The sequence below is a fragment of the Nocardia sp. CA-119907 genome, assembly GCF_050955995.1.
Lineage (GTDB): Bacteria > Actinomycetota > Actinomycetes > Mycobacteriales > Mycobacteriaceae > Nocardia.
In genome coordinates this window covers 3,522,348-3,544,508 of the sequence record NZ_CP192091.1, presented here as the reverse complement: position 1 = coordinate 3,544,508, position 22,161 = coordinate 3,522,348, and the positions used below count along the sequence as shown (strand labels likewise).

The window sequence follows — 22,161 nt, the reverse complement described above, 5'->3', positions numbered from 1 at the left end:
GGTCACCCGCACACCCCTGGCAAACTGGGCGGCATGGACCCCGCCATAGCGATCGTCCCGATGGGCCTCGGCCATCTGCGCCAGGTGCTGGATCTGGGACACGAGGTATTCGACACCACCGTCAAGCCGTACACCTCGTGGTCGCTGACATCGGTTGCCGAGCATCTGGACAGCCCGGATAACGCCTGCTGGGTCGCTCTCGACTCCGATCGGGTGGTCGGATTCGTCCTCGGCTCGATGGAATTCGAACATCGTGACGACTGGGCCTATCTCGAATGGATCGCCATCGCACCCGATATGCAGGGTCTCGGTATCGCCCGCCGCCTCGTCGACATCTGCTCCGAGGCGCTGTTCGCACGTGGCGCGCGACGCATCGTCACCGATGTCGAGCAGCGCAATACCGCCTCCGCGACGCTCATGACACGCAACGGATTCCGGCCAGCGGCAACCGTGACGCTATTCGTCCGACCGAATCCGGATGAGCCCGAACCGGATTCCGCTGACGAGGCCCTGCCCGCGATGCCGCCGGGGGCCAAGCGGGCGCTGATCCGCCACGGCCGACTGGCCGGTGAGGGACGCGTCGCCCGCTGAACCCTAGTCTTCGCCGAGCGCCTGCGTCCTGGCGCTGAGCGAACGACCGAGCCTGGTCACCTCGGCATCGATTTCCGGCAGCATCGTCGGGGTGGTTCTACCACCTTCACGCTCGGCGAACGGCGTCTGCAGCAGCGGCTTCAGCCAGCGCAGCACGCCGACCCAGGCGGGCACGTTGATCCGCCTGGCGCGCCGCGCGATTCCCCGCTCGAACCTGGCGGCGCACTCGTGCACCGAGGTCGTCTTGCGGAGCGGGTTCGGCAACTCGGCGAGCGCCCGGGTGACCGCGGGCAGGTCCGCGAAACCTTCCCGCACGAGCGGGGTGTCGATCCACGACATGTGCGCGGACCCGACATCGACGCCGCGGTGCGCGACCTCGAGCCGCAACGCGTTCGCGAAGTGCTCGACCCCGGCCTTGGAAGCGTCGTAGGCCACCATCCCCGGCATCGCCATATAGGCCGCAAGGGAGGAGACGATGAGCACGTACCCGCGCCGCTCGATGACCGATGGCAGGGCGGCGCGGACGGTGTGGAAACACCCGAGGAGGTTGACCTCGATCACCCGCCGGAAGGCAGCTGGATCCACCCCTAGGACCGACCCGTAGCTGGCGATGCCCGCATTGGCCACGACGATGTCGATGCCGCCGAATCGCTCGATCCCTCGCGCGACCGCGGCCTCCATCGCGCCGAGGTCGCGCACGTCGGCGGAGACGGCGACGACGTGGTCGTCGCCGCCCAGTTCCGCCGCGAGCTCCCGCAGCGGGGGCTGGTCGATATCGATGAGCACCAGGTGCGCGCCGCGCGCGCGCAACCGCCGGGCGACCTCTGCGCCGATGCCGCGTGCGCCGCCGGTAATGAGTACGACCTTGCCGGTGAAGGCGGTCATGATCCTAGAGCCTAAACCCCTTGGCCGCGTTTCAGTAATGATTCAGCAACCACATGCAGCCTGGCCGGGCGCTCCGGTGTCACCACTTTGGCACACTGTCTGGCCGGATCAGAACATTCCGTGCGGGATCTGATCGTCGTCGGGTACCGGTTGTACGACATCCCAGTGTTCGGTGATCACGCCGTCGACCAGTCGCCAGATATCCACCACCGCGATGCCGCGCGCGTCGTCGGGCGGCATCATGTGGTAGTGCACGACGGCATAGTCGTCGTCGGTGATAACCCGTTTGATCTCCAGTCGAGCCTTGGCCACCGGCGAATTCGCGGTGAATTCGATGAAGGCGTCACGGCCGGACGGGTTCCCAGGACTGTGTTCGATGAAGTTCTCGTGCAACAGGTTTCGCAGCACCTCGATATTGCCGTCGGTGAACTCGGCGAGGCTGCGCAGCAGGAGTTCCCTATTGCGGATTGCCAGATTGTTCGTCATGCGGGTAACCGTCCCAGCAGGAAGGTAAGCCTGTCGATTACCAGGCATGTAATGGCGCGGCGCGGCGACGCGGTGATACTGGTGTGCGTGGACCGAGATCGGCACGCGGGTGTGCTGTTACGTGAGTGGCGGACTCGGCGCAGGATCAGTCAGCTCGAGCTGTCGGCGCAATCCGGAATTTCCACGCGGCATATCAGTTTTGTCGAAACGGGGCGGACCGTGCCGAGTCCGGCGATGATCGAGCGATTCGCCGAGCACCTGAACATTCCGCTACGGGAACGCAACCGGCTGCTGGTGGCGGCCGGGCACGCACCGACCTACCGACACCGGACGCTGGACGATCCGGATCTGGCCGAGGCACGGGCCGCGGTGCAGCGGGTACTGCGGGCACATGAGCCGTTCCCGGCATTGGCCATCGACAGCCGCTGGAATCTGTTGTTCGCCAACGCGGCGACCGAGATGTTCTTCGATGAGGTCGATCCGGCGCTGCTCGAACCACCCATCAATATGATGCGAGTAGGGCTGCACCCCAAGGGTTTCGCGCCGCGTGTGCGCAATATCGATCAGGTGCGCGGGTTCCTGCTGCCGCGCCTCGCGAGGCAGGCGGCACAGACCGGGGATCCCGAATTGGCCGCGCTGCATGGGGAATTGAGTGCTTTCGCACCCGATGACGGTCCCCCGCGGATCGATCCCGCGGATATCGCACTGCCCCTCCACATCCGCCATCGCGGTACGGAGCTATCGCTGTTCAATACGATCATGCGGTTCGGCGCGGCCTTCGATGTGACGCTCGACGAGATCGCGATCGAGTCCTACTTTCCGGCCGACCCCATCACCACCGCCTACCTGCACTCGCTCGCCAGGTAGCGGCTGCGGGGTTCACCCCTCCGAGGCCCGGGCCTTCCCCTCCGCGAAGAAGTCGAGCAGGCTCGCGACCGTGTCGACCTGCTCGCGGGGGCGCAGTGCACCGAAGGAGGTATTCCAGAAATCGCCAGTGCGGGGTGTCCACGGGCCGACATAGGCGTATGGCCCAGGATGTGCGGAATCACCTGGCGATACACCGTAATTCACTTCGTGCACTGTGCTGGACAGGTCGAAATGCTCCGGCCAGAGCACCGGAATGACATCGGGGGCCGCACAGCGCAACGCGGCATCGCCGAGCGCGAACCAGTCCGCGATCTGCGTCGCCGCCTGCGGATCGACCCGGATCGCATCGCCGGGATCGGTTCCGGTGGTATCGACGTAAACCCCCTCGGGGGCCTGCGCCTCGAATCCCGCGCTGGCCGCCACCTTGTCGTAGGTCCCGGCCAGCGGCGTGCGCCCCTCCGGCCACACCAGATCGGCGCCGATCACCGATACCGGCCAGTGCGCGCCGCCGAAGCCACCGTGGACGACGCGCATGCGGATGGTCCCGAACCGCCGAAACTGCGGTCCGGCGATCAACAACTCCCCCGCCGCGTGCAGGGCGAGCCGGGTGTCCCGATACGTAGTGTCGTCCACTCCAGCATCATGGCCGCCACGGGCCGCGCGCGCCATACCCCGCCGGATATGCCCCGATGTCATTTCTCGTGCGCTGACCAGCGGCACCCGGGCAAGCAGCGCTTACTATCGAGATGTCGAAGAGGGAGGACCAGCGATGGAATTCCATGTGCCCGTCATCGATATTTCGCCCTACGTCGACGGCGGTTCCGAAACCGAGCGCCGACCGGTGGCCCGTGCGATCGATGCGGCGGCGAGCACCGTCGGCTTCCTGCAGATCACCGGTCACGCGATCCCACGGCAGGTGCTCGACGACTTCGCGGCTGCCGTCGACTCGTTCTTCGACCTCGATCCGGCGACGAAGCGGGACTACCGCACCCCGCACGAGATCAACCGCGGCTACTCCCCACCCCATAGCGAAAGCCTCAGCCTCAGCCTCGGCGTCGAATCCGCGACTCGCATGAACGACTTCTTCGAGGCCTTCAATGTCGGCATTTCCGCGGCCGCTTACCCGCACGTCGAGTTTTCGGCGGACGACTACGCCGAAAACCTCTGGCCGACACAGGTTCCCGGCTTCCGTGCACCGGTGGAGGCCTACTTCGCGCACGCCGCCCGCATCGCCAGAACCCTCACCACCGCCTTTGCGGACGCCCTCGAACTGCCGCCCGGCTATTTCACCCGGTTCACCGACCACTCCCTCGACGTCCTGCGGATGAACAACTACGCACTGCCGCCGGGCGCCATCGATCTCGACGGCGAACTCACCGGCATGGGCGAACACACCGATTACGGCATTGTCACCGTCCTCTGGGCCGATCAGGCCCCCGGGCTGCAGGTTCTCGGCGCGGACACCCGCTGGCACGATGTGCAACCCGCCGACGACGCCCTCCTGGTCAACCTCGGCGACCTGATGGCGCGCTGGACCAATGAACGCTGGCTGTCCACCCTGCACCGCGTCATGCCGCCCATCACCAATGGCACCATTCAGCGACGCCGCAGTGCGGCGTTCTTCCACGATGGCAACCCCGACGCCCGCATCGAAACCCTGCCATCCTGCATCGGCGCGGGCAGTAGGTACGAGCCGATTACCATCGCCGAACACCTGCGCGCAAAACTCGGGGGTTCCCGCGCACTGCAACCGAATACGACCGCCACCAGAGAGGCCGCGCGCGTCCTCGCGGCAACCTCCGGCGATACCGCCCCGGTCGAGCGATAGGTCGAATTGCCAACTTATTCAACCAATCGGTTGACTGTCGGGTACTGTGCGGGCAGACTCACCATGTGGTTGAGGATGAAGCCGAGCTGGATACGTTGTTCCATGCGCTGTCCCACCCCACGCGGCGCGCGATGCTGCGGCAACTGGCCGATGGTGAGCACAGTGTCGGCGAATTGGCCGAGCCGTATGCGATGTCGTTGGCGGGGGCGTCCAAGCATATCCAGGTGCTGGAGCGGGCCGGGCTGGTCGAGCGCATGGTGCGTGGGCGGGTTCATGTATGCCGCCTCGACGCGCGGCCGATTCGCGGTGGCGTCGAGTGGATGCGCTTCTACGAGCGCTTCTGGACCGAACGACTGGATCGACTCGAAGAAATCCTGCGACGGGAGGACGAATCATGACGATGCGCGACGGCGATTACGGGACGCTGGTGGAACCGGGAACGGTGCGGCTGGAGCGGCTGCTGCCCGGGCCGATCGAACGGGTATGGCGCTACATCACCGATGCCGAGTTGCGCCGAACCTGGCTGGCCGCAGGCGATATGCAGCTGCATGAGGGCGGTGCTGTCGAATTGGTATTCCGCAATTCCGAACTCACCGGTGCCGACGATCCGGCACCCGCGGAGTATGCCGGAGAGCACCGCGAGCCCGGTGTGATCCTCGCCTGCGATCCGCCGAAGCTGCTCACCTTCACCTGGTCCGACGGTTCCGAAGTGACCTTCGAGTTGACCAGCGTCGAGGACGAGGTCCGCCTCGAGCTCACCCATCGCAAACTCCCCGACCGCTCCCGGGTGCTGAATGTCTCCGGCGGCTGGCACAGCCACCTCGATCTGCTCGCCGCACGGCTGGCGAACCGCACGCCGGAACCGTTCTGGCCCAAATTCACACGGCTCGCCACCGAATACGCCGAACGCATTCCGGAGTGATCGCTACTTGCGGAACTTGGTCTGCAACTCGGCCAGCGTGGCCTGTAGATCCGATGGATCGTTGGTCTTGAAGATGCCCCGATATCCGGATTCGGCGCGCACCACCGCCTCGACCTCCGGATCGTGGTAGAGGTTGGCCAGCGCCAGCAGTTTCGGATTGTCCTTGTCTTCGGCTCGGGCGGCGAAGACATTGATGTATTGCTTCAACTCCGGGCGCTCGGGATCGTCGGTGAAGATGGTCTCGTTCTTGGTGAGACCGGCCGGACGCGCGAAGGTGTCGTCGACGAACGCGGCATCGACGCTCTCCAGCGACTGCGCGGTCAGCGTGGGATCGATGGTCTTCAGGCTCACCTTCGAGGCGTCGGTGTCCACATCCTCGATCTTCGAATCCCAGCTCGCGCCGCCCTTCAGCACGATCAACCCGGCGGCGGCCAGGCCGAGCAGCGGTCGGACCTGATTGGCCGGATTGTTGCTCAACGTGATCTGTCCGCCCTTGGGGATCTCCGCCACCGACTTGTGCTTACGCGAGTACAGGGTCAGCGGGAAGATCTCGGTCGCACCGATCGGCACCAGGGTGTCGTTATTGCGGACGTTGTAATTGGCCAGGTACCGCACGTGCTGGAACTTGTTGAGGTCGATCCGGCGCTGTGCCAGTGCCGGATTCGGCTGGTTGTAGTCGGTGAAATTGACGAACTCGACGGCAATGCCCTGTTCGGCGGCCTTCTTCCGATAGACGTCCCAATGCGGCAGCGAGATATCGTTCACGCCGATGCGCACCACGTCGTCGTGGTGCTCCCGGCCACACGCGACCCCGCCAGCGGTCACGGCAAGAAGCAGGGGAATCACCAGAACACGGCGCAGCCATCGCATTGCAGGCAACCTAGACGTTCGTCCAATTAGTTGCCAGAGTTTCGCTCAGCTCAATCGAAACCGTTGTCCGACAGCCGGGGACATCGCTTGGATTACCGGGTTCATATCGACAAGCATTTCGGGAGCACGAGTGAAATTCCATCGGGTACTGGCGATCCCGGTCCTGGTAGCCACCGCGGCCCTCACCCTGACGGCGTGCGGCAGCGACGATAAGGCTTCCTCCGACAACGTAGTGCGCATCGGCACCACCGACAAGGACCATGCCTGGGACGTCTTCGAGGAGAAGGCGAAAGCGCAGGGCATCACCCTGCGGATCACCAACTTCTCCGACTACAAGCAGCCGAATCTCGCTCTGTCGCAACGGCAGATCGATCTGAATCTGTTCCAGCATCTGCAGTTCCTCGGCGCCTACAACGTCGCCAATAACGACACCCTGACCCCCATCGCCTCGACCTACATCGTGCCGCTCGGGCTCTACTCCAAGAGGCACAAGTCGCTCGCGGACCTGCCGCAGGGCGCCGAGATCGCGATCCCGAACGATCCGACCAACCAGGCCCGGGCGCTGTTCGTCCTACAGGCTGCCGGTTTGCTGAAGCTTTCCGGTGACAGCAAGGCGCCGACACCCGCCGATATCGATAAGGGCGCGTCCAAGGTCAAGGTGACCCCGGTCGACGCGGCGCAGACCGCGCTCTCGCTCGCCTCGGTCGACGGGTCGATCATCAACAACACCTTCCTCGACCGTTCCGGCATCGACCCCAATTCGGCGCTCTACAAGGATGATCCGAAGAATCCGGCGGCCGAACCGTATATCAATGTCGTGGTGTCCAGGGCCGAGGACAAGAACAATGAGCTCTACCAGAAGGTGGCCCAACTCTGGCACGACCCCGATGTGCAGCAGGCGCATGCCCAGGTCACCAAGAACACCGCGGTCGAGGTAAAGCGCACCGGTCCCGAGCTGGAGCAGATTCTGGCCAGGGTGCAGCAGACGATCAAAGATGGCAAGTGAGCCACACATCGGTTCCCGCGGTCGAATTCCGTTCGGTCACCAAGGTTTTCGGCAAGGGCGCGGATAGGCATATCGCGCTGGACGCCATCGACCTGCGCATCGAACAGGGCGAGATCTTCGGTGTGATCGGCTATTCGGGCGCGGGCAAGAGCACCCTGGTCCGACTGATCAACGCGTTGGAGAGACCGACCACCGGCACCGTCGAGGTCTCCGGCACACCCGTTACGGGCGTGCGGGAGGCCGAGGTGCGACGCATCCGCCGGGATATCGGCATGGTGTTCCAGCAGTTCAACCTGTTCCGATCGCGCACGGCCGCGGGCAATATCGAATATCCGCTGAAGGTGGCGGGTTGGAAGCGCGCCGAACGCAAGGCGCGGGTCAAGGAGCTGCTGGAGTTCGTCGGGCTCGCCGATAAGGCCCGCAGCTATCCCGATCAGCTCTCGGGCGGTCAGAAGCAGCGGGTCGGCATTGCGCGGGCGCTGGCGACCTCACCGTCGCTGCTGCTCGCGGACGAATCGACCTCGGCACTGGATCCGGAGACCACCGGTGAGGTGCTGCGGCTGCTGAAGAAGATCAATCGCGAACTCGGCGTCACCATCGTGGTGATCACCCACGAAATGGATGTCATCCGCGCGGTGGCCGATCGGGTCGCGGTCCTCGCGGAGGGAAAGATCGTCGAACTCGCCAGCACCTTCGAGGTTTTCGCGAGTCCGCAGGCGCCGCCGACACAGTCGTTCGTGGAGACCGTGCTGCACAATCGGCCCGACGCCGAGGAATTGCGGCGACTCGGCGAGCTGCACGGTGGCCGGTTGGTCACGGTGGATATCGATGACCGGCGCGGGATCGGCGCGGCGCTGGCCACCGCCGCGCACGCGGGTGTCGAGTTCGAGGTGGTGTACGGCGGGGTGAGCACGTTGCAGGACAGGACATTCGGCAGTGTGACGCTGGCCCTGCACGGTTCGGATGACGACGTGGACAAGGTGATCGACGCACTCGATCGCCGCTAGTGCCTGCACGCAGGTCGATAGAAAGTGATCTGCGTCGGCTGAAAGGACTAGCCGTGCATACGGATTGGGACAAACTCCGACCGGTACTGACCGAGGCCATCGGCACCACCATCTACTTGGTACTGCTCACCTTTGTGGTGGGCGGATTGATCGGGCTGTTCCTCGGCACCGCCCTCTACACCACCCGCAAGGGCGGACTGCTGGCGAACGCGCCGATCAACCTGCTGCTGAATGTGCTGGTGAATGTGGTCCGGCCGATCCCGTTCATCATCCTGCTCGCGGCACTCGGTCCGGTGACCCTCGAAGTGGTCGGGACGACGATCGGCACGGAGGCCGCGGCCTTCGTCATGATCGTGGCGGCGTCCTTCGGCATCGCCCGCATCGTGGAACAGAATCTGGTCACGGTGGATCCGGGCGTTATCGAGGCCGCCAGGGCCGTCGGGGCCGGGCCGCTGCGGATCATTCTGACGCTGCTTATCCCGGAAGCGTTGGGGCCCTTGGTGCTCGGCTATACCTTCGTGGTGATCGCCATTGTCGATATGTCCGCCATGGCGGGCACGGTCGGCGGTGGCGGGCTCGGCGATTTCGCGCTGGTCTACGGGTATCAGCGCTTCGACTGGCAGGTGACTCTGGTCGCCACGTTGATCATTATCGTTGGCGTGCAGGGCATTCAGTTTCTCGGCAACTTGATCGCCCGAAAGGTGCTGCGCCGCTGAGTCTTCGGCGTGCGGCTCGCGAACCCAGTGCGCTCTCGATGCGGATTGCGTCGAGAGCGCACTCGGTCCGGTCAGGACGTCAGCCCGCGTTCGCGGTGCACTGCGAATCGACGATGCGCGGTCCGCGCGGCACCGAGCTGCCGAAGTTCAGCAGTGGCGGCGGTGCGGTCGGCCCGGCATTGGCGATCGCCTGCTGTTCGGCCTCGGCCCGCGTCGGCGCCCAGGCCCAGCCCAAGTGCTCATCGCCGTTGCGAGCCACGGCCGCGCAGCCATTGGCGAACTGGACGATGACGTGGCAGCTGGACAAGCCACACTGCTGCACGGCGGCACGATCCGAATCGGCCCAGTTCGAGTAGTTGTACGCCCATCCGAGGGTCGCATCGCCCCGCGGCGAGGTCGAGATCGCCAGCGAGCCATAGAGGCCCCCATCCGCCTGTGCGGCGCCGGCACCAGCGGCGATGCAGGCACCAGCGGATGCGGCCACCAGACCCATGGCAGCCTTCGACGACAGTGACATGTGATATCTCCCCAGTTCAGAAAAATCGCCTCGGATCGAGGTCCTGGTCGGCCCGATCCGAATTGTCCAGATCTTTCTAGCACTGGGATCCGACAAACCGGGAATCAGCGATCCCGCAGCGCCACCGTACCTCTCGGCGCGGCTGCGACCCGGCCCCACGGCGGCACCACATCTCGCCAGTCCGCGGGCCAATTCGCGAGCGCGACGATCATCATGATCACCAGATGAATCGGCGCCGAGGTGCCCTGCCAGAAGGGCGCGTCATCGATGAGATGCGTGGTCATCGCCCCGGTCAGTACCAGCACTAGCATGGCCGCACCCAAGAATCTGCTCTCTCGGCGCGGAATCACCAGCAGCACAGCGGCGATCAACTCCAGCGCGCCGACCACGAACCGCATATTCGGATGAAATCCCCAGTCCGCGAACTTCTCCGCATACGCGGGCCCGAAAAATGTAGACCCGGGCCAGAACTTGGTAGCGAAGCCGACGAAGAACTCGAATCCGAGGAACCAGTAGAAGCCGGTCCGTAGCCGTCCCGAGCGCGAGCGTTGCGACATATTTCTCCCTCCAACAGATCATCCGCCGCGGCGGTGACGGGCGCCTGCCGTCACCGCAATGACCAGCGCCGCCCGCAGAATGTGACGGCCGCGGATTCGGAACCAACGCGACAGCTGCGCCGCGCATCCGAATCAATGTCCGCCCCGGCTTCATCCACACCGACCTGCACACCCTCGGCGGCGAACTCGACCGGGTCGACCGCCTGTCCCCCCACCCTCCCGATGCAACGCGGCGGCCGCCCGGAAGAGGTACCCGAGGCCATCGGCTGGCTACTGTCCGATCAAGCCTCCTACGTCACCGGCACCTTCATCGATCTCGCAGGTGGGCGATGAATGCACGGTCGGGCTAATGTTTCGACAATGGCGGTGATAGTCCTTTCGACCCGAGGCACGCTCGGTGACCACATACCGGGCGTGGAACTCGGCCGGGCGTTGCTTGCGGCCGGTCATCGAGTCCGGTTGGCGGTCAATGGCGCTCAGCGCTCGCTGGTCGAGCGCGCGGGTCTGGAATTCCGCTCGATCGGCTACGAACTCGGTCCCGAGCAGGCGCGGAATCAGGCCTGGGTGTGGGACCAGTGGCACAATCCGCTCGCCGACCGCGCGGCCGAGGATTTCGGGGATCGGGCGGCTGCTGCCGAACTGGACTACATTCGACGCCTCGAGGACATATGCGATGGTGCGGATCTCTTGATCGCATCGACGACCACCGCCAATCTGGCCGAGATGGTCGCCGAACGACAGCAGATCAGCTGGATTCACGTGTCGCCGATGGCGATGGCGTTCCACGAACCACCGTCGCGGCCGGATCCGGTGTGGTTCACCGCCTTCCTGGATCGCCTCCGCGGCGACCTCGGGCTCTCGGCCGGTGCCGAATATCCGCCACTGGCCGATATTCTCGCGAGCAGTCGCTGGTTTTCCCGACCCCACGCCGAGCGGCGGGTAGTGCAGACCGGCTTCTGGTTCGCGGAGGCTCCCGGCAGGCGGGAATTCACACCGTCACCGCAGCTCGCGCGATTCCTGCAACGGTCGCCGTTGGTGTTGACGCTGAGCAGTCAGCCCGTCACCGATCCGGCGCACGTGGTCGATCTGCATGTGCGCGCGGCGGAACTACTGGACCGACCGCTGATCGTGCAGCGTGGTTGGGCCGATCTGCACCCCATCGGCGCCGTCGACCCGGATCGAGTGCAGTTCATCGACAGCGTCCCACATTCCCAACTGTTCCCCCACGCCGCCGCCGTGCTCACCCACGGCGGGATAGGTACGCTGGCCGCCGCGATGCGGGTGGGCTGCCCGATCGCGGTCGAACCCTACGGCAACGATCAGATATTCAATGCCCAGCGGGTGCGCGCACTCGGCATCGGCACCGGCATCCATCCGCACCGCGCGACCCCCGAGAAGCTCGCGGAGATTCTGGAGGCCCGCGTGCTGACGCCGCAAACCCGTTCGCGTGCTCTGGCTTTGGTGACTCGTGTCAACGCTGAACCGGGGCTCCCTGCGGCAGTTCGCACCATCCTCGACCACCTACCCACCAACGGGTCACGTCCGACGTCCGACACCATCGGCAAGTCCCTGCACCTGGGGTCCGAAGACACGATCGTCGACGTACCCGGCTGGACGGATCAGATCAACGATGCCGAACTCGACCCGACAGGGCCCTACACTCCAGGCCCCGAACCTGTGACCAGCAGAGTGGACGGAGGTTGCGCCGCCGCGACACTTCCCTCTGCCTACGCACCGAACTAGTCACACCTTTTGTCGCCAAAACCCTGCTCTTTGTATGCCTTTCGCATTCTCGGGGGGCGTCTGAGATGAATACCGTTGTGGGGTCGACTGTGCGAGCGAGACGGAAGAGTTACCTCGATGCTGGTTGTCAACGAAGGGTCGACGCGACGACCCGAACAGTGTGTGCTCGATTGGCTACGGACTTGGAACGGCCAATACGTCATTGTGGGGCTTGCTGTTTCGGGGTATCCCATACCCGACGGCAACCCAAGTGGCGCGACACGGCAGATGGACGTGGTGGTCATTACTCCGCGCGCTGTGGCCGTGATCGAAGTCCAGGAGATCGCTTCGGAGGTGACCGGCGGGGACCTGTCGATGGGGGCCGACGGGCGCTGGCAGCTTTCCGGATTCGACGGGGAGCCGGTTCCCCTCCGCGACGGTGATCCATTCGACAAGGTGACGAGCAATGCGAACCTCCTGAGCCAGATAGTGCGCAGGCGGCACCCGGACGCCCACGCCGACAAGCTGATCGTGGTCGTGCCACCCCGGGAAGCGACCATCACACTGGACATCGAATCGCGAAAGCCCGGCGGCACCGTGGTCCTCGACTCGTCGGCGGGGTTGCGAGCCTGGTTCCTTCGAACGGCGAACCGGAAGCTGATCTGGACCGCGGAGCAGGCCTACGAACTGCTCGGCGAGCTCGGCCTTTCCCATGTGGTCACGATCGAAGAACTTGTGGCCGAAGGGTTTCCGTCGCAAACCAGACGAACCCAGCGTCCCGCGTCGAAGGTGCTGGTGCAAGCCCATGCGTCGTCCGCGCTCGGCGTCGTCGAACGTGCCGACGACGGTCGCACGTCGTCGGAGCTGTCGCATTCCAGCGCTCCATTTCCACCGTGGCTGCTGACCGATATCGACGGGGAGCCATCGACAGGCGTGGCACATTCGCGACCCGAAGTCGGTACCGATACGGAGGTCTCCGCGCCGCCGCCGGAGCCGGTGGACCGTCCGGATGCGCTACGGCCGCCGTCGCCTCGGCAGGCCCCGCAGTTGTCGTCGGCATTCACGGGCCAGTGGTCGTCGTGGATCGAGTCCGGTAGGTCGTCGGACGAGCCTCTGTCCCGACGTGACCTCGACCGTCGAGGTCGATCGGTGGAAGGGCGGCAGCCTTCGACCGAGGCCGGGGCGGAGTCCGTGGCGCAGATGCAGCCGCAGACACTGTCAACAGCACTGGCCCAGCCTTCGGCAACGGTTGAGGCGCAGCCTGTCTCGGAGGAAGAGCCACTGCGTTCGACGACCGTTGCGTCGGAACCGCCGCCGAGGGCCGAGCCGCAACCCATGCCATTGGTGCGGCCGGTCAGCGCACCCGCCGCCGAGCCCACGCATCGGGCTTCGGCGCCGCGGCTGGCGTCGGTGATGCGCATCTGCGTTCTCACCGTGTGCGCCAAAGGGGTGAAGCTCATCTCGGGCCTGCCGCAACTGCTCGCGACGGTGGTGGTGGTCGGAGTGATAGTCGGCACGACCTGGTTACTTATTTCCGAAGGTATGGACCCGACCCCTACTGTCGTCGAGCCCCGCCCGGGATCGAGCACCGAGCCGGCTGGGCCGCCGCAACCACCACCGTCCGAGCCGCCTTCGGCACCGTGCTTCCCATTCCAACAGCAGTGTTGATCGGCGCGCTGTTCTCAGGGCAGTCTCGCCAAGGCCGCCGCGACGGGCTCGTCGCGGCGGTGTGTTCGCGGTTCTAGACCGTAAAGCCCAAGGCGCGCAACTGTTCGCGGCCGTCTTCGGTGATCTTGTCCGGGCCCCACGGGGGCATCCAGACCCAGTTGATCTTGAGGTCTTCGGCCAGGCCGGAGCGGACGAGGGCGTTACGGGACTGATCCTCGATGACATCGGTCAGCGGGCAGGCCGCCGAGGTGAGGGTCATATCGAGGGTGACGATATTGTCCTGGTCCACGCTCATGCCGTAGACCAGTCCGAGGTCGACGACATTGATGCCGAGTTCGGGGTCGACGACGTCGCGCATCGCCTCCTCGATATCCTCGAGCTGCTTGATGGCCTCGGCCGAAAGTTCGACCTGCTCGGTCATTTCGGTCGCTGGTGTCTCGCTCATGACGGCTTTCCATTCGTGGAGATATCGCTGCCCATAGTCCGCTTGGCCTCTTCGGCGGAGGTTATCCGAATCACCGCATCCTTGAACGCCAGCCAACCCAGCAGCGCGCATTTGACCCGCGCCGGATACTTCGACACTCCGCCGAGCGCGATGCCGTCGCCGATCATGTCCTCATCGCCCTCGACGGTGCCGCGGCTCGAGATCATCTCGCTGTAGGAGTCGACGACCTTCAGCGCCTGCTGCACCGGCAGTCCGATGACCTGGTCGGTGAGGATCGAGGTGGCGGCCTGACTGATCGAGCAGCCCTGGCCGTCGTAGGACACATCGGCGACATCACCGTTGTCGTCGAGCTGGACGCGCAAGGTCACCTCGTCACCGCAGGTCGGGTTGACGTGGTGCACCTCGGCCCCGAACGGCTCCCGCAGCCCGCGGTGATGCGGGTGCTTGTAGTGGTCCAGGATCACTTCCTGGTACATCTGCTCCATGCGCATGTCTTATGCAACTCCGAAGAAGCTCTGGGCCTTCCGCACGGCGGCTACCAGCTGGTCTACCTCGTCCAGGGTGTTGTAAACCGCGAACGACGCGCGGGCCGTCGCTGGCACGCCGAGGCGGCGCATCAGCGGCCACGCGCAGTGGTGGCCCACGCGCACGGCGACGCCCTCGTCGTCCAGAATCTGTCCGACATCATGGGCGTGGATGCCCTCGACCACGAACGACACCGCGCCGCCGCGGTCGATATTCTCGGCCGGGCCGACGATCCGCACGCCCGCGATCGCGGCGAGTCCGTCCAGTGCCGCGCCGGTGAGCGCATGTTCATGTGCCGCAACGGCTTCCATGCCGATTGCTTCGAGATACCGCACGGCTGCGCCCAATCCGACCACTTGCGAGGTCATCGGCACACCGGCCTCGAAACGCTGCGGCGGCGGCGCGTAGGTGCTGCCCTCCATGGTGACGGTCTCGATCATCGATCCGCCGGTGATGAACGGCGGGGTCTGCGCGAGCAGCGCCCGCCGCCCGTAGAGCACGCCGACACCGGACGGTCCGAGCATCTTGTGCCCGGAGAACGCGGCGAAGTCGACACCGAGTTCGCGGAAGTTCACCGGCATATGCGGCACCGACTGGCAGGCGTCGAGCACCGTCAGCGCGCCGACTTCCTTTGCCCGGCGGACCATTTCGGCGACATCGGTGACCGCACCGGTCACATTCGACTGGTGCGTGAACGCGACAACCTTGGTGGCGGGCGACAATTCGAGCGAATCGAGATCGATGCGGCCGTCATCGGTGATGCCGTACCACTTCAAGGTCGCACCGGTACGGCGCGCGAGTTCCTGCCACGGTACAAGATTCGCGTGATGTTCGAGCTCGGTGATGACGATCTCGTCGCCCGGACCCACGTGGTACGGGAAGCGATTGTCGGAGAACGCGTACGTCACCAGATTCAGCGATTCGGTCGCATTCTTGGTGAACACGATCTCATCGGCGTCCACACCGACGAACCGGGCGATATCGGCGCGCGCGCCCTCGTAGGCGTCGGTGGCCTCCTCGGCCAGTTGGTGCGCACCGCGGTGCACGGCCGAATTGCGCTCGATGAGGAATTCGCGTTCGGCGTCGAGCACGGCGAGGGGACGCTGCGAGGTCGCGCCGGAGTCCAGGTACACCAACGGTTTCCCGTCCCGAACCGTGCGGCTCAGGATCGGGAAGTCGGCCCGGATCCGGGCGACGTCGAGGGTACGGACCGTGGCGGTCATATCAGGCTCCAGCGGTAGCGGTCTGAGTAAAGCGGACGTAGCCGTTCGCATCGAGTTCTTCGGCCAGCTCGGCGCCGCCCTCGGCGACGATGCGGCCGCCGACGAATACGTGCACGAATTCGGGCTGGATGTAGCGCAGGATGCGGGTGTAGTGCGTGATCAGCAGGATGCCGCCGTGCTCGCGCTCCTTGTACCGGTTCACGCCCTCGGAAACGATGCGCAGCGCGTCGACGTCCAGGCCGGAGTCGGTCTCGTCCAGGATCGCGATCTTCGGCTTGAGCAGACCCAGCTGCAGGATCTCGTGGCGCTTCTTCTCACCACCGGAGAAGCCCTCGTTCACGCTGCGCTCGGCGAAGGCGGCGTCGATCTCCAGCTCGCTCATCGACTCCTTCACCTCCTTGACCCAGGTGCGCAGCTTGGGGGCCTCGCCGCGGACCGCGGTGGCGGCGGTGCGCAGGAAGTTCGACATCGAGACGCCGGGAACCTCGACCGGATACTGCATGGCCAGGAACAGACCCGCACGCGCCCGTTCGTCGACGGACATCGCGAGGACGTCCTCGCCGTCGAGGGTGATCGAGCCGGAGGTCACCGTGTACTTCGGGTGTCCGGCGATCGCGTAGGACAGCGTCGACTTGCCGGAACCGTTAGGGCCCATGATGGCGTGCGTCTCACCGGATTTGATGGTGAGGTTCACGCCCTTGAGGATCTTGATGGGCTCGGCGGTCTCGTCCGGGTTGGCGACCTCGACGTGCAGGTCCTTGATTTCCAGGGTGGTCATCGAATTCGGATTCCTTACTGACAAAGGGTTTGGTTGGTCATGCGCCGATCGCGGCGAGCTCGGCCTCGATGGCCGACTCCAGCCGCTCCCGGACCTCGGGGACCGCGATCTTCTGGATGATCTCGTGGAAGAAACCGCGCACTACCAGACGGCGGGCGGCGTCCTCCGGGATACCGCGGGCGCGCAGGTAGAACAGCTGCTCGTCATCGAAACGACCGGTGGCGCTCGCATGGCCTGCGCCGACGATCTCGCCGGTCTCGATTTCCAGATTCGGCACCGAATCGGCGCGCGCGCCATCGGTGAGCACCAGGTTGCGGTTCACCTCGAAGGTGTCGGTGCCCTCGGCGGCCGCGCGGATGAGCACGTCGCCGACCCATACCGTGCGGGCATCGCCCTTGGGTGAATGCGGATCACCTTGCAGCGCACCCTTGTACAGCACATTGGACTTGCAGTGCGGGACCGCGTGGTCGACGAGCAGGCGCTGCTCGAAATGCTGACCGGCGTCGGCGAAGTAGAGGCCGAGCAATTCGGCATCGCCGCCGGGACCCGCGTAGCGGACATTGCCGGTGAGGCGCACCAGATCACCGCCGAGGGTGACCGAGGTGTGCCGCAGCGTGGCATCGCGTCCGAGCTGGGCGTGGTGCGCGGTGGCGTGCACGGCGTCGTCGGCCCAGTCCTGGATCGCGACCACGATCAGCTTGGCGCTGTCGCCGAGCACGAATTCGATGTTCTCGGCATAGGTTCCGCTGCCCCGCTGGTCGATGACCACCGTGGCGACGGCGAAGTTGCCGAGCCGGATCTGCAGGTGGCCGTATGCGGTCTTACCCTCACCCGGACCGGTGACGGTAACGGTAACCGGTTCGGCGACTTCGGTTTCCGAACCGACCGAGATCACGGTCGCCTGTTCGAAACCCGAATAGGCCTGGGCCGCAACCCGATCCGACGGCACACCGGCAGCGCCGAGCCGAGAATCGGTGCGCGCCACCGTTTCCACCGTCACACCGACGACCGGCGCGACCTCGACGGTGACCGATCCGTCCCGAACGGCGGTGCCGTCCTGCAGGCCGCGCAGGCGGCGCAGGGGGGTGAACCGCCACGCCTCATCCTTGGCCGAGGGCACTTCGAAGGCGTCCACGTCGAAGGAAGTGAATACCTCCCCCTTGTTGACTGCCGGGGTGCGAGCCTCAGCGGCCGCGGCAACGTTGTCCAGGGCTGCCATCAGCCGACGGCTCCTTCCATCTGCAGTTCGATCAGGCGGTTCAGCTCGAGCGCGTACTCCATCGGGAGTTCCTTGGCGATCGGCTCGACGAAGCCGCGCACGACCATCGCCATCGCCTCGTCCTCGGTGAGGCCGCGGCTCATCAGGTAGAACAGCTGGTCCTCGGACACCTTCGAGACGGTGGCCTCATGGCCCATGGTCACGTCGTCCTCACGGATATCGACGTAGGGGTAGGTGTCGGAGCGGCTGATCGTATCGACAAGCAGCGCATCACATTTCACGGTCGACTTGGAACCGTGCGCACCCTTGTTGACCTGGACCAGGCCGCGGTAGGAGGCCCGGCCGCCGCCGCGCGCCACCGACTTCGACACGATGGTCGACGAGGTGTGCGGCGCCAGGTGCAGCATCTTCGCGCCGGTGTCCTGGTGCTGGCCCTCGCCGGCGAACGCGACCGAGAGCACCTCGCCCTTGGCGTACTCACCCATCATCCACACGGACGGGTACTTCATGGTGACCTTGGAGCCGATATTGCCGTCGATCCACTCCATGGTCGCGCCCGCCTCCGCCTTGGCCCGCTTGGTGACCAGGTTGTAGACGTTGTTCGACCAGTTCTGGATGGTGGTGTAGCGGCAGCGGCCGCCCTTCTTCACGATGATCTCGACCACCGCGGAGTGCAGCGAATCCGACTTGTAGATCGGTGCGGTGCAGCCCTCGACGTAGTGCACGTAAGCGCCCTCGTCGACGATGATCAGGGTCCGCTCGAACTGGCCCATGTTCTCGGTATTGATCCGGAAGTACGCCTGCAGCGGGATGTCGACGTGCACGCCCGGCGGCACGTAGATGAACGAACCACCCGACCACACGGCGGTGTTCAGCGCGGAGAACTTGTTGTCACCGGCCGGGATCACCGTGCCGAAGTACCTCTCGAAGATCTCCGGGTGCTCGCGCAGACCGGTGTCGGTGTCCAGGAAGATCACGCCCTGGGCCTCCAGATCCTCACGGATCTGGTGGTAGACGACCTCGGACTCGTACTGGGCGGCGACACCGGCGACCAGGCGCTGCTTCTCCGCCTCCGGGATGCCGAGCTTGTCGTAGGTGTTCTTGATGTCCTCGGGCAGATCTTCCCAGCTCTCGGCCTGCTTCTCGGTCGAGCGCACGAAGTACTTGATGTTGTCGAAGTCGATGCCATCGAGGTTGGAGCCCCAGCTCGGCATCGGCTTGCGCTCGAAGATGCGCAATGCCTTGAGCCGGTGCTCGAGCATCCACTCTGTCTCGTTCTTCTTGGCCGAGATGTCGCGGACGACAGCCTCGGACAGGCCTCGTTGCGCACTGGCACCGGCCACATCCGAATCGGCCCAGCCGTAACCGTATTTACCCAGGGAAGCGATGGTTTCTTCCTGAGTGAGCGGTTGCACCTGGTCGGTGGTCGTCGTCATTCGGCACTCCTTCCGGAGTCGTTCGTACGTACCGCTGCGGGCTGTGCAGCGGCCTGGTGGGAAGCGTTCTCGGTATCGGTAATAGGCAGAACGAACAGCGGCACATGGGTCGTGCACGCGCAATCGCCGTTGGCGATCGTCGCAAGCCGCTGTACATGGGTGCCGAGCAGGTCCCGGAAAGCCTCGAGTTCGGCCTCGCACAGCTGCGGGAATTCCTCGGCGACGTGCGCCACCGGGCAGTGGTGCTGGCAGATCTGGACGCCAGCGCCGACCTTGCGGGTGGACGCGGCGAATCCGGCGTCGGTGAACGCCTCCGCGATCTCCTCCGCCTTGGCGGTGGTGTTTTCCGCGGTGTGCTCGGCGACCGGTTCGATGCCCTTGACGACGGTCCTGGCCCGCCTGCGCGCGAATTCGGCGATGGCCTGCTCGCCGCCGATCTCACCGAGCTGCCGAATCGCCGCCCCGGCCAGATCGTCGTAGGCGTGGCCCAGCCGTCCGCGGCCGATGGCCGTGAGCTGGTATTGCTTGGCAGGGCGGCCGCGACCCTTCTGCTGCCACGGCGCCGAGCGGCTCGCCCGCGCCTGACCGGATTCGATCAGCGCGTCCAGGTGTCGACGGACACCCGCTGGCGTCAGGCCGAGCTTGGTGCCGATCGCGGTCGCGGTGATCGGCCCCTCTTCGAGCAGCAGCTGGACAACGGCGGCTCTGGTATGTCCCTCACCGCCCGTGACCAGGGTCGCAGGCGCAGCAGAAGCGGCGGCACCGGTACGGCGACCGGTGCCTCCATCCTCGTCGTGCGGCAAACCCACGGTTTTCACAACACCAGTGTGACGGAATTAGTTCCCGGAATCTAATAAGGGTGCCCTGAGTTGCCATGCCGATGACCTGCGCGGGAGCACTCCGGCGGCGGACAGGAGACCGCAACAAGTTCACCACCTGCGCCTCCAGCGCCGCAGCGGGCCCGCCCACCCGGCGGAATTGCCAGTGCGATTTAGGACACACCTCGATGATCAAAATCCTCGGACACCGGTGAGCGCCCGGCGACCACTCCCCTGCCGCAGCGTTGACGGCGAATAATGCAACCCAGCGGTCGGTTCCGCGGAGCACCGGAACCGCCGGTGGCATCGGCTACGCTGGCCGCGTGATGTCAGGCGAGCACGGCGAAGAAGGTGTCGAACGCCGGTCGAACACCGCGAGCACCCTGATTCGACTGCGCCGGACCGCACCGATCAGCACCGCCATTTCGCTGGGTCGCCGCATCATCGGACTCGATGCCCCGCCGGACCACACCGTCGGCGACACCTTGCACGTCAACGAACCCGAAGCGGCCGAGCTCAATCCGCAGGAGACCGCGCAACTACGCCGGGTCCGGCTGCTCGGCGCGACCGGTTCGGTCATGATGGCCATCGGCGCCCTCGGGCTCGGCGCCCAGCCCACGCTGCAGAATCCGACCTACGGCCGGGCGATTTTGGGACTGCCCGCGCGCGTCCACAATTCCGGGCTGGCGACGACCATGGTCGGCACGGTCATCGTGATGTTGGCCTGGTTGCTACTCGGCCGCTTCGCACTCGGCCTGCAGTCCAATCGCATTCGCCGCATCAGCCGTTCGCAGTTGGACCGCACCCTGCTGCTCTGGATCATCCCGCTGTCGGTCGCGCCGCCGATGTTCAGCCAGGACGTCTACTCCTATCTGGCGCAGGGGGAGATCGCGGCGAACGGGCTCGACCCCTACGACGTGGGTCCGGTACAGGGCCTCGGCCAGGACCATATTCTGACCCGCAGCGTCCCCAATATCTGGCAGAATTCGCCCGCGCCGTACGGGCCGCTCTCGATCTGGCTGGGCAAGGGCATCGCCGAAATCGTCGGCGACAATATGCTCGCCGGAGTACTGCTGCATCGCATGCTGGCGCTCATCGGTGTCGCCTGCATCGTCTGGGCATTGCCCCGACTGGCACAGCGGTGCCGGGTATCGCCGGTAGCCGCACTGTGGCTCGGCGCGGTCAACCCGCTGGTGATATTCCATCTGGTCTCCGGCGTGCACAACGAGGCGATGATGCTCGGCCTGATGCTGGTCGGATTGGAATATTGCCTGGCGGCCCTGAGCAATACCGGCCCGATGCGCGGACACACACTCGTGCTGCTCTTGGCGGGCACCACCCTGATAGCGCTGTCCACCACCGTCAAGATCCCGTCGATGCTGGCGCTGGCGTTCGTGTGGATGGCATTGAGCCGAAAATGGGGCGGCGATATGCGCGCCGTACTCAGCTCAGCGCTGCTACTCGGCTGCGTCACCGGGGCCGTCATGCTCGCGGTCTGTCTCGGCAGCGGTCTCGGATTCGGGTGGATAGACACCCTGACCATGGCCAACTCGGTGCGCAGCTGGATGTCGCTGCCCACCGCACTCGGGGTCGCCACCGGATTCGGCGGTGTCCTGCTGGGATTGGGCGACCACACCACCGCCCTGCTGAGCATTACCCGCCCGATCGCGGCGGCCGCGGCAACACTGGTCGTGGTGCGGCTGATGGTGGCCACCTGGCGCGGTCGGCTGCATCCGGTGGGTGCGCTCGGTGTCGCCTTCGGCGCGGTTGTCCTGCTGTTTCCGGTGGTGCAGCCCTGGTATCTGCTCTGGGGCATCGTCCCGCTTGCGGCCTGGGCCAGCCGACCCGCCTTCCGTGTTCCGGCGACGATCGCCTCGGCGGCGATCAGCGTCATGCTCATGCCGTCGGGCAGCGAAATCCCCCCGTTCGTCCTTATCTATGCGGCCTGCATCACGGTCCTCACGTGTGCGTTGATGATCCTGGCCACCCGCAAGTCACTGCCATGGCGGCTGCACCAGTCCGGCGCCGACTCCGCGGCCACCGCGGCCGGTCCGGCCGGACCACCGAGCTGACTT

The 22,161-nt window shown here is 65.5% G+C and carries 25 protein-coding genes; 12 read left to right on the top strand and 13 right to left on the bottom strand.

What is annotated here, in order from left to right; translation table 11 throughout:
• Positions 1-33: 33 nt before the first annotated feature.
• Positions 34-591, top strand: a complete 558-nt coding sequence (locus ACQP2D_RS15750) for a GNAT family N-acetyltransferase (protein WP_433684433.1) — start codon at positions 34-36, stop codon at positions 589-591.
• Between the two features lie 3 nt (positions 592-594).
• On the opposite strand, the gene ACQP2D_RS15745 is transcribed toward ACQP2D_RS15750, so the two are convergent.
• Both ACQP2D_RS15745 and ACQP2D_RS15740 read right to left on the bottom strand, forming a co-directional pair.
• On the bottom strand, positions 595-1,476 hold the full coding sequence (locus ACQP2D_RS15745) for an SDR family oxidoreductase (protein ID WP_433684432.1): 882 nt from the start codon (positions 1,474-1,476) through the stop codon (positions 595-597).
• A gap of 108 nt (positions 1,477-1,584) precedes the next feature.
• Positions 1,585-1,962, bottom strand: coding sequence for a nuclear transport factor 2 family protein (locus ACQP2D_RS15740; protein ID WP_433684431.1), 378 nt, complete (start codon positions 1,960-1,962; stop codon positions 1,585-1,587).
• An 87-nt stretch (positions 1,963-2,049) separates the two neighbouring features.
• On the opposite strand from ACQP2D_RS15740, the gene ACQP2D_RS15735 reads away from it, so the two are divergent.
• Complete coding sequence (locus tag ACQP2D_RS15735) at positions 2,050-2,829, top strand: helix-turn-helix domain-containing protein (protein WP_433684430.1); 780 nt, start codon at positions 2,050-2,052, stop codon at positions 2,827-2,829.
• 12 nt (positions 2,830-2,841) lie between these two features.
• Here ACQP2D_RS15735 and ACQP2D_RS15730 read toward each other — a convergent pair whose 3' ends face one another.
• On the bottom strand, positions 2,842-3,462 hold the full coding sequence (locus ACQP2D_RS15730; RefSeq protein WP_433684429.1) for a hypothetical protein: 621 nt from the start codon (positions 3,460-3,462) through the stop codon (positions 2,842-2,844).
• Between the two features lie 136 nt (positions 3,463-3,598).
• On the opposite strand from ACQP2D_RS15730, the gene ACQP2D_RS15725 reads away from it, so the two are divergent.
• From ACQP2D_RS15725 to ACQP2D_RS15715, 3 genes are all read left to right on the top strand, one after another.
• On the top strand, positions 3,599-4,657 hold the full coding sequence (locus ACQP2D_RS15725) for an isopenicillin N synthase family dioxygenase (protein WP_433684428.1): 1,059 nt from the start codon (positions 3,599-3,601) through the stop codon (positions 4,655-4,657).
• Positions 4,658-4,722: 65 nt separating this feature from the next.
• Entirely contained in the window at positions 4,723-5,055 is a 333-nt protein-coding gene (locus ACQP2D_RS15720) for an ArsR/SmtB family transcription factor (RefSeq protein WP_433684427.1), read from the top strand.
• The gene (locus ACQP2D_RS15715) at positions 5,052-5,579 is read left to right on the top strand and encodes an SRPBCC family protein (protein ID WP_433684426.1); all 528 of its coding nucleotides are present in this window, start codon (positions 5,052-5,054) and stop codon (positions 5,577-5,579) included. The genes ACQP2D_RS15720 and ACQP2D_RS15715 overlap by 4 nt, the downstream gene beginning before the upstream one ends.
• Positions 5,580-5,582: 3 nt before the next feature.
• On the opposite strand, the gene ACQP2D_RS15710 is transcribed toward ACQP2D_RS15715, so the two are convergent.
• Positions 5,583-6,449: a MetQ/NlpA family ABC transporter substrate-binding protein gene (locus tag ACQP2D_RS15710; protein ID WP_433684425.1), complete on the bottom strand. Its 867-nt coding sequence runs from the start codon at positions 6,447-6,449 to the stop codon at positions 5,583-5,585.
• 130 nt (positions 6,450-6,579) lie between these two features.
• Between ACQP2D_RS15710 and ACQP2D_RS15705 the strand changes: the two genes are divergently transcribed.
• From ACQP2D_RS15705 to ACQP2D_RS15695, 3 genes are read left to right on the top strand one after another with little or no spacing between them, the layout of a single operon-like run.
• On the top strand, positions 6,580-7,455 hold the full coding sequence (locus ACQP2D_RS15705; RefSeq protein ID WP_433684424.1) for a MetQ/NlpA family ABC transporter substrate-binding protein: 876 nt from the start codon (positions 6,580-6,582) through the stop codon (positions 7,453-7,455).
• Positions 7,452-8,462, top strand: coding sequence for a methionine ABC transporter ATP-binding protein (locus tag ACQP2D_RS15700; RefSeq protein WP_433684423.1), 1,011 nt, complete (start codon positions 7,452-7,454; stop codon positions 8,460-8,462). Before ACQP2D_RS15705 ends, ACQP2D_RS15700 begins: the two co-directional genes overlap by 4 nt.
• A 53-nt stretch (positions 8,463-8,515) precedes the next feature.
• Positions 8,516-9,178, top strand: coding sequence for a methionine ABC transporter permease (locus ACQP2D_RS15695; protein ID WP_433684422.1), 663 nt, complete (start codon positions 8,516-8,518; stop codon positions 9,176-9,178).
• Between the two features lie 79 nt (positions 9,179-9,257).
• Here ACQP2D_RS15695 and ACQP2D_RS15690 read toward each other — a convergent pair whose 3' ends face one another.
• Together ACQP2D_RS15690 and ACQP2D_RS15685 are read right to left on the bottom strand one after the other, a co-directional pair.
• Complete coding sequence (locus tag ACQP2D_RS15690) at positions 9,258-9,695, bottom strand: DUF4189 domain-containing protein (protein WP_433684421.1); 438 nt, start codon at positions 9,693-9,695, stop codon at positions 9,258-9,260.
• 104 nt (positions 9,696-9,799) lie between these two features.
• Positions 9,800-10,252, bottom strand: a complete 453-nt coding sequence (locus tag ACQP2D_RS15685) for a DoxX family protein (protein ID WP_433684420.1) — start codon at positions 10,250-10,252, stop codon at positions 9,800-9,802.
• A gap of 222 nt (positions 10,253-10,474) precedes the next feature.
• Between ACQP2D_RS15685 and ACQP2D_RS15680 the strand changes: the two genes are divergently transcribed.
• From ACQP2D_RS15680 to ACQP2D_RS15670, 3 genes are all read left to right on the top strand, one after another.
• Positions 10,475-10,585 carry a hypothetical protein gene (locus ACQP2D_RS15680; protein WP_433684419.1) on the top strand — a complete coding sequence of 37 codons (111 nt, stop codon included), beginning with the start codon at positions 10,475-10,477 and terminating at the stop codon, positions 10,583-10,585.
• Positions 10,586-10,612: 27 nt separating this feature from the next.
• The gene (locus ACQP2D_RS15675) at positions 10,613-11,995 is read left to right on the top strand and encodes a glycosyltransferase (RefSeq protein WP_433684418.1); all 1,383 of its coding nucleotides are present in this window, start codon (positions 10,613-10,615) and stop codon (positions 11,993-11,995) included.
• A 117-nt stretch (positions 11,996-12,112) separates the two neighbouring features.
• Positions 12,113-13,642, top strand: a complete 1,530-nt coding sequence (locus tag ACQP2D_RS15670) for an NERD domain-containing protein (RefSeq protein WP_433684417.1) — start codon at positions 12,113-12,115, stop codon at positions 13,640-13,642.
• Positions 13,643-13,715: 73 nt separating this feature from the next.
• Here ACQP2D_RS15670 and ACQP2D_RS15665 read toward each other — a convergent pair whose 3' ends face one another.
• Genes ACQP2D_RS15665 through ACQP2D_RS15635 form a run of 7 tightly spaced genes read right to left on the bottom strand, consistent with a single transcriptional unit; the run spans position 13,716 to position 20,086 of the window.
• Complete coding sequence (locus ACQP2D_RS15665; protein ID WP_433684416.1) at positions 13,716-14,087, bottom strand: metal-sulfur cluster assembly factor; 372 nt, start codon at positions 14,085-14,087, stop codon at positions 13,716-13,718.
• Positions 14,084-14,578, bottom strand: a complete 495-nt coding sequence (gene sufU, locus ACQP2D_RS15660; protein ID WP_433684415.1) for a Fe-S cluster assembly sulfur transfer protein SufU — start codon at positions 14,576-14,578, stop codon at positions 14,084-14,086. Before sufU ends, ACQP2D_RS15665 begins: the two co-directional genes overlap by 4 nt.
• A 3-nt stretch (positions 14,579-14,581) precedes the next feature.
• Positions 14,582-15,835: a cysteine desulfurase gene (locus tag ACQP2D_RS15655; protein ID WP_433684414.1), complete on the bottom strand. Its 1,254-nt coding sequence runs from the start codon at positions 15,833-15,835 to the stop codon at positions 14,582-14,584.
• Position 15,836: 1 nt separating this feature from the next.
• A complete protein-coding gene (sufC, locus tag ACQP2D_RS15650; protein WP_433684413.1) occupies positions 15,837-16,613 on the bottom strand; it encodes a Fe-S cluster assembly ATPase SufC in 777 nt (258 codons plus the stop codon).
• A 37-nt stretch (positions 16,614-16,650) separates the two neighbouring features.
• Positions 16,651-17,832: a Fe-S cluster assembly protein SufD gene (sufD, locus tag ACQP2D_RS15645; protein ID WP_433684412.1), complete on the bottom strand. Its 1,182-nt coding sequence runs from the start codon at positions 17,830-17,832 to the stop codon at positions 16,651-16,653.
• A complete protein-coding gene (gene sufB, locus ACQP2D_RS15640) occupies positions 17,832-19,268 on the bottom strand; it encodes a Fe-S cluster assembly protein SufB (RefSeq protein ID WP_433684411.1) in 1,437 nt (478 codons plus the stop codon). Before sufB ends, sufD begins: the two co-directional genes overlap by 1 nt.
• Complete coding sequence (locus tag ACQP2D_RS15635) at positions 19,265-20,086, bottom strand: helix-turn-helix transcriptional regulator (RefSeq protein ID WP_433684410.1); 822 nt, start codon at positions 20,084-20,086, stop codon at positions 19,265-19,267. The genes sufB and ACQP2D_RS15635 overlap by 4 nt, the downstream gene beginning before the upstream one ends.
• Positions 20,087-20,412: 326 nt before the next feature.
• Between ACQP2D_RS15635 and mptB the strand changes: the two genes are divergently transcribed.
• On the top strand, positions 20,413-22,158 hold the full coding sequence (gene mptB, locus ACQP2D_RS15630) for a polyprenol phosphomannose-dependent alpha 1,6 mannosyltransferase MptB (protein WP_433685667.1): 1,746 nt from the start codon (positions 20,413-20,415) through the stop codon (positions 22,156-22,158).
• Positions 22,159-22,161 lie beyond the last annotated feature (3 nt).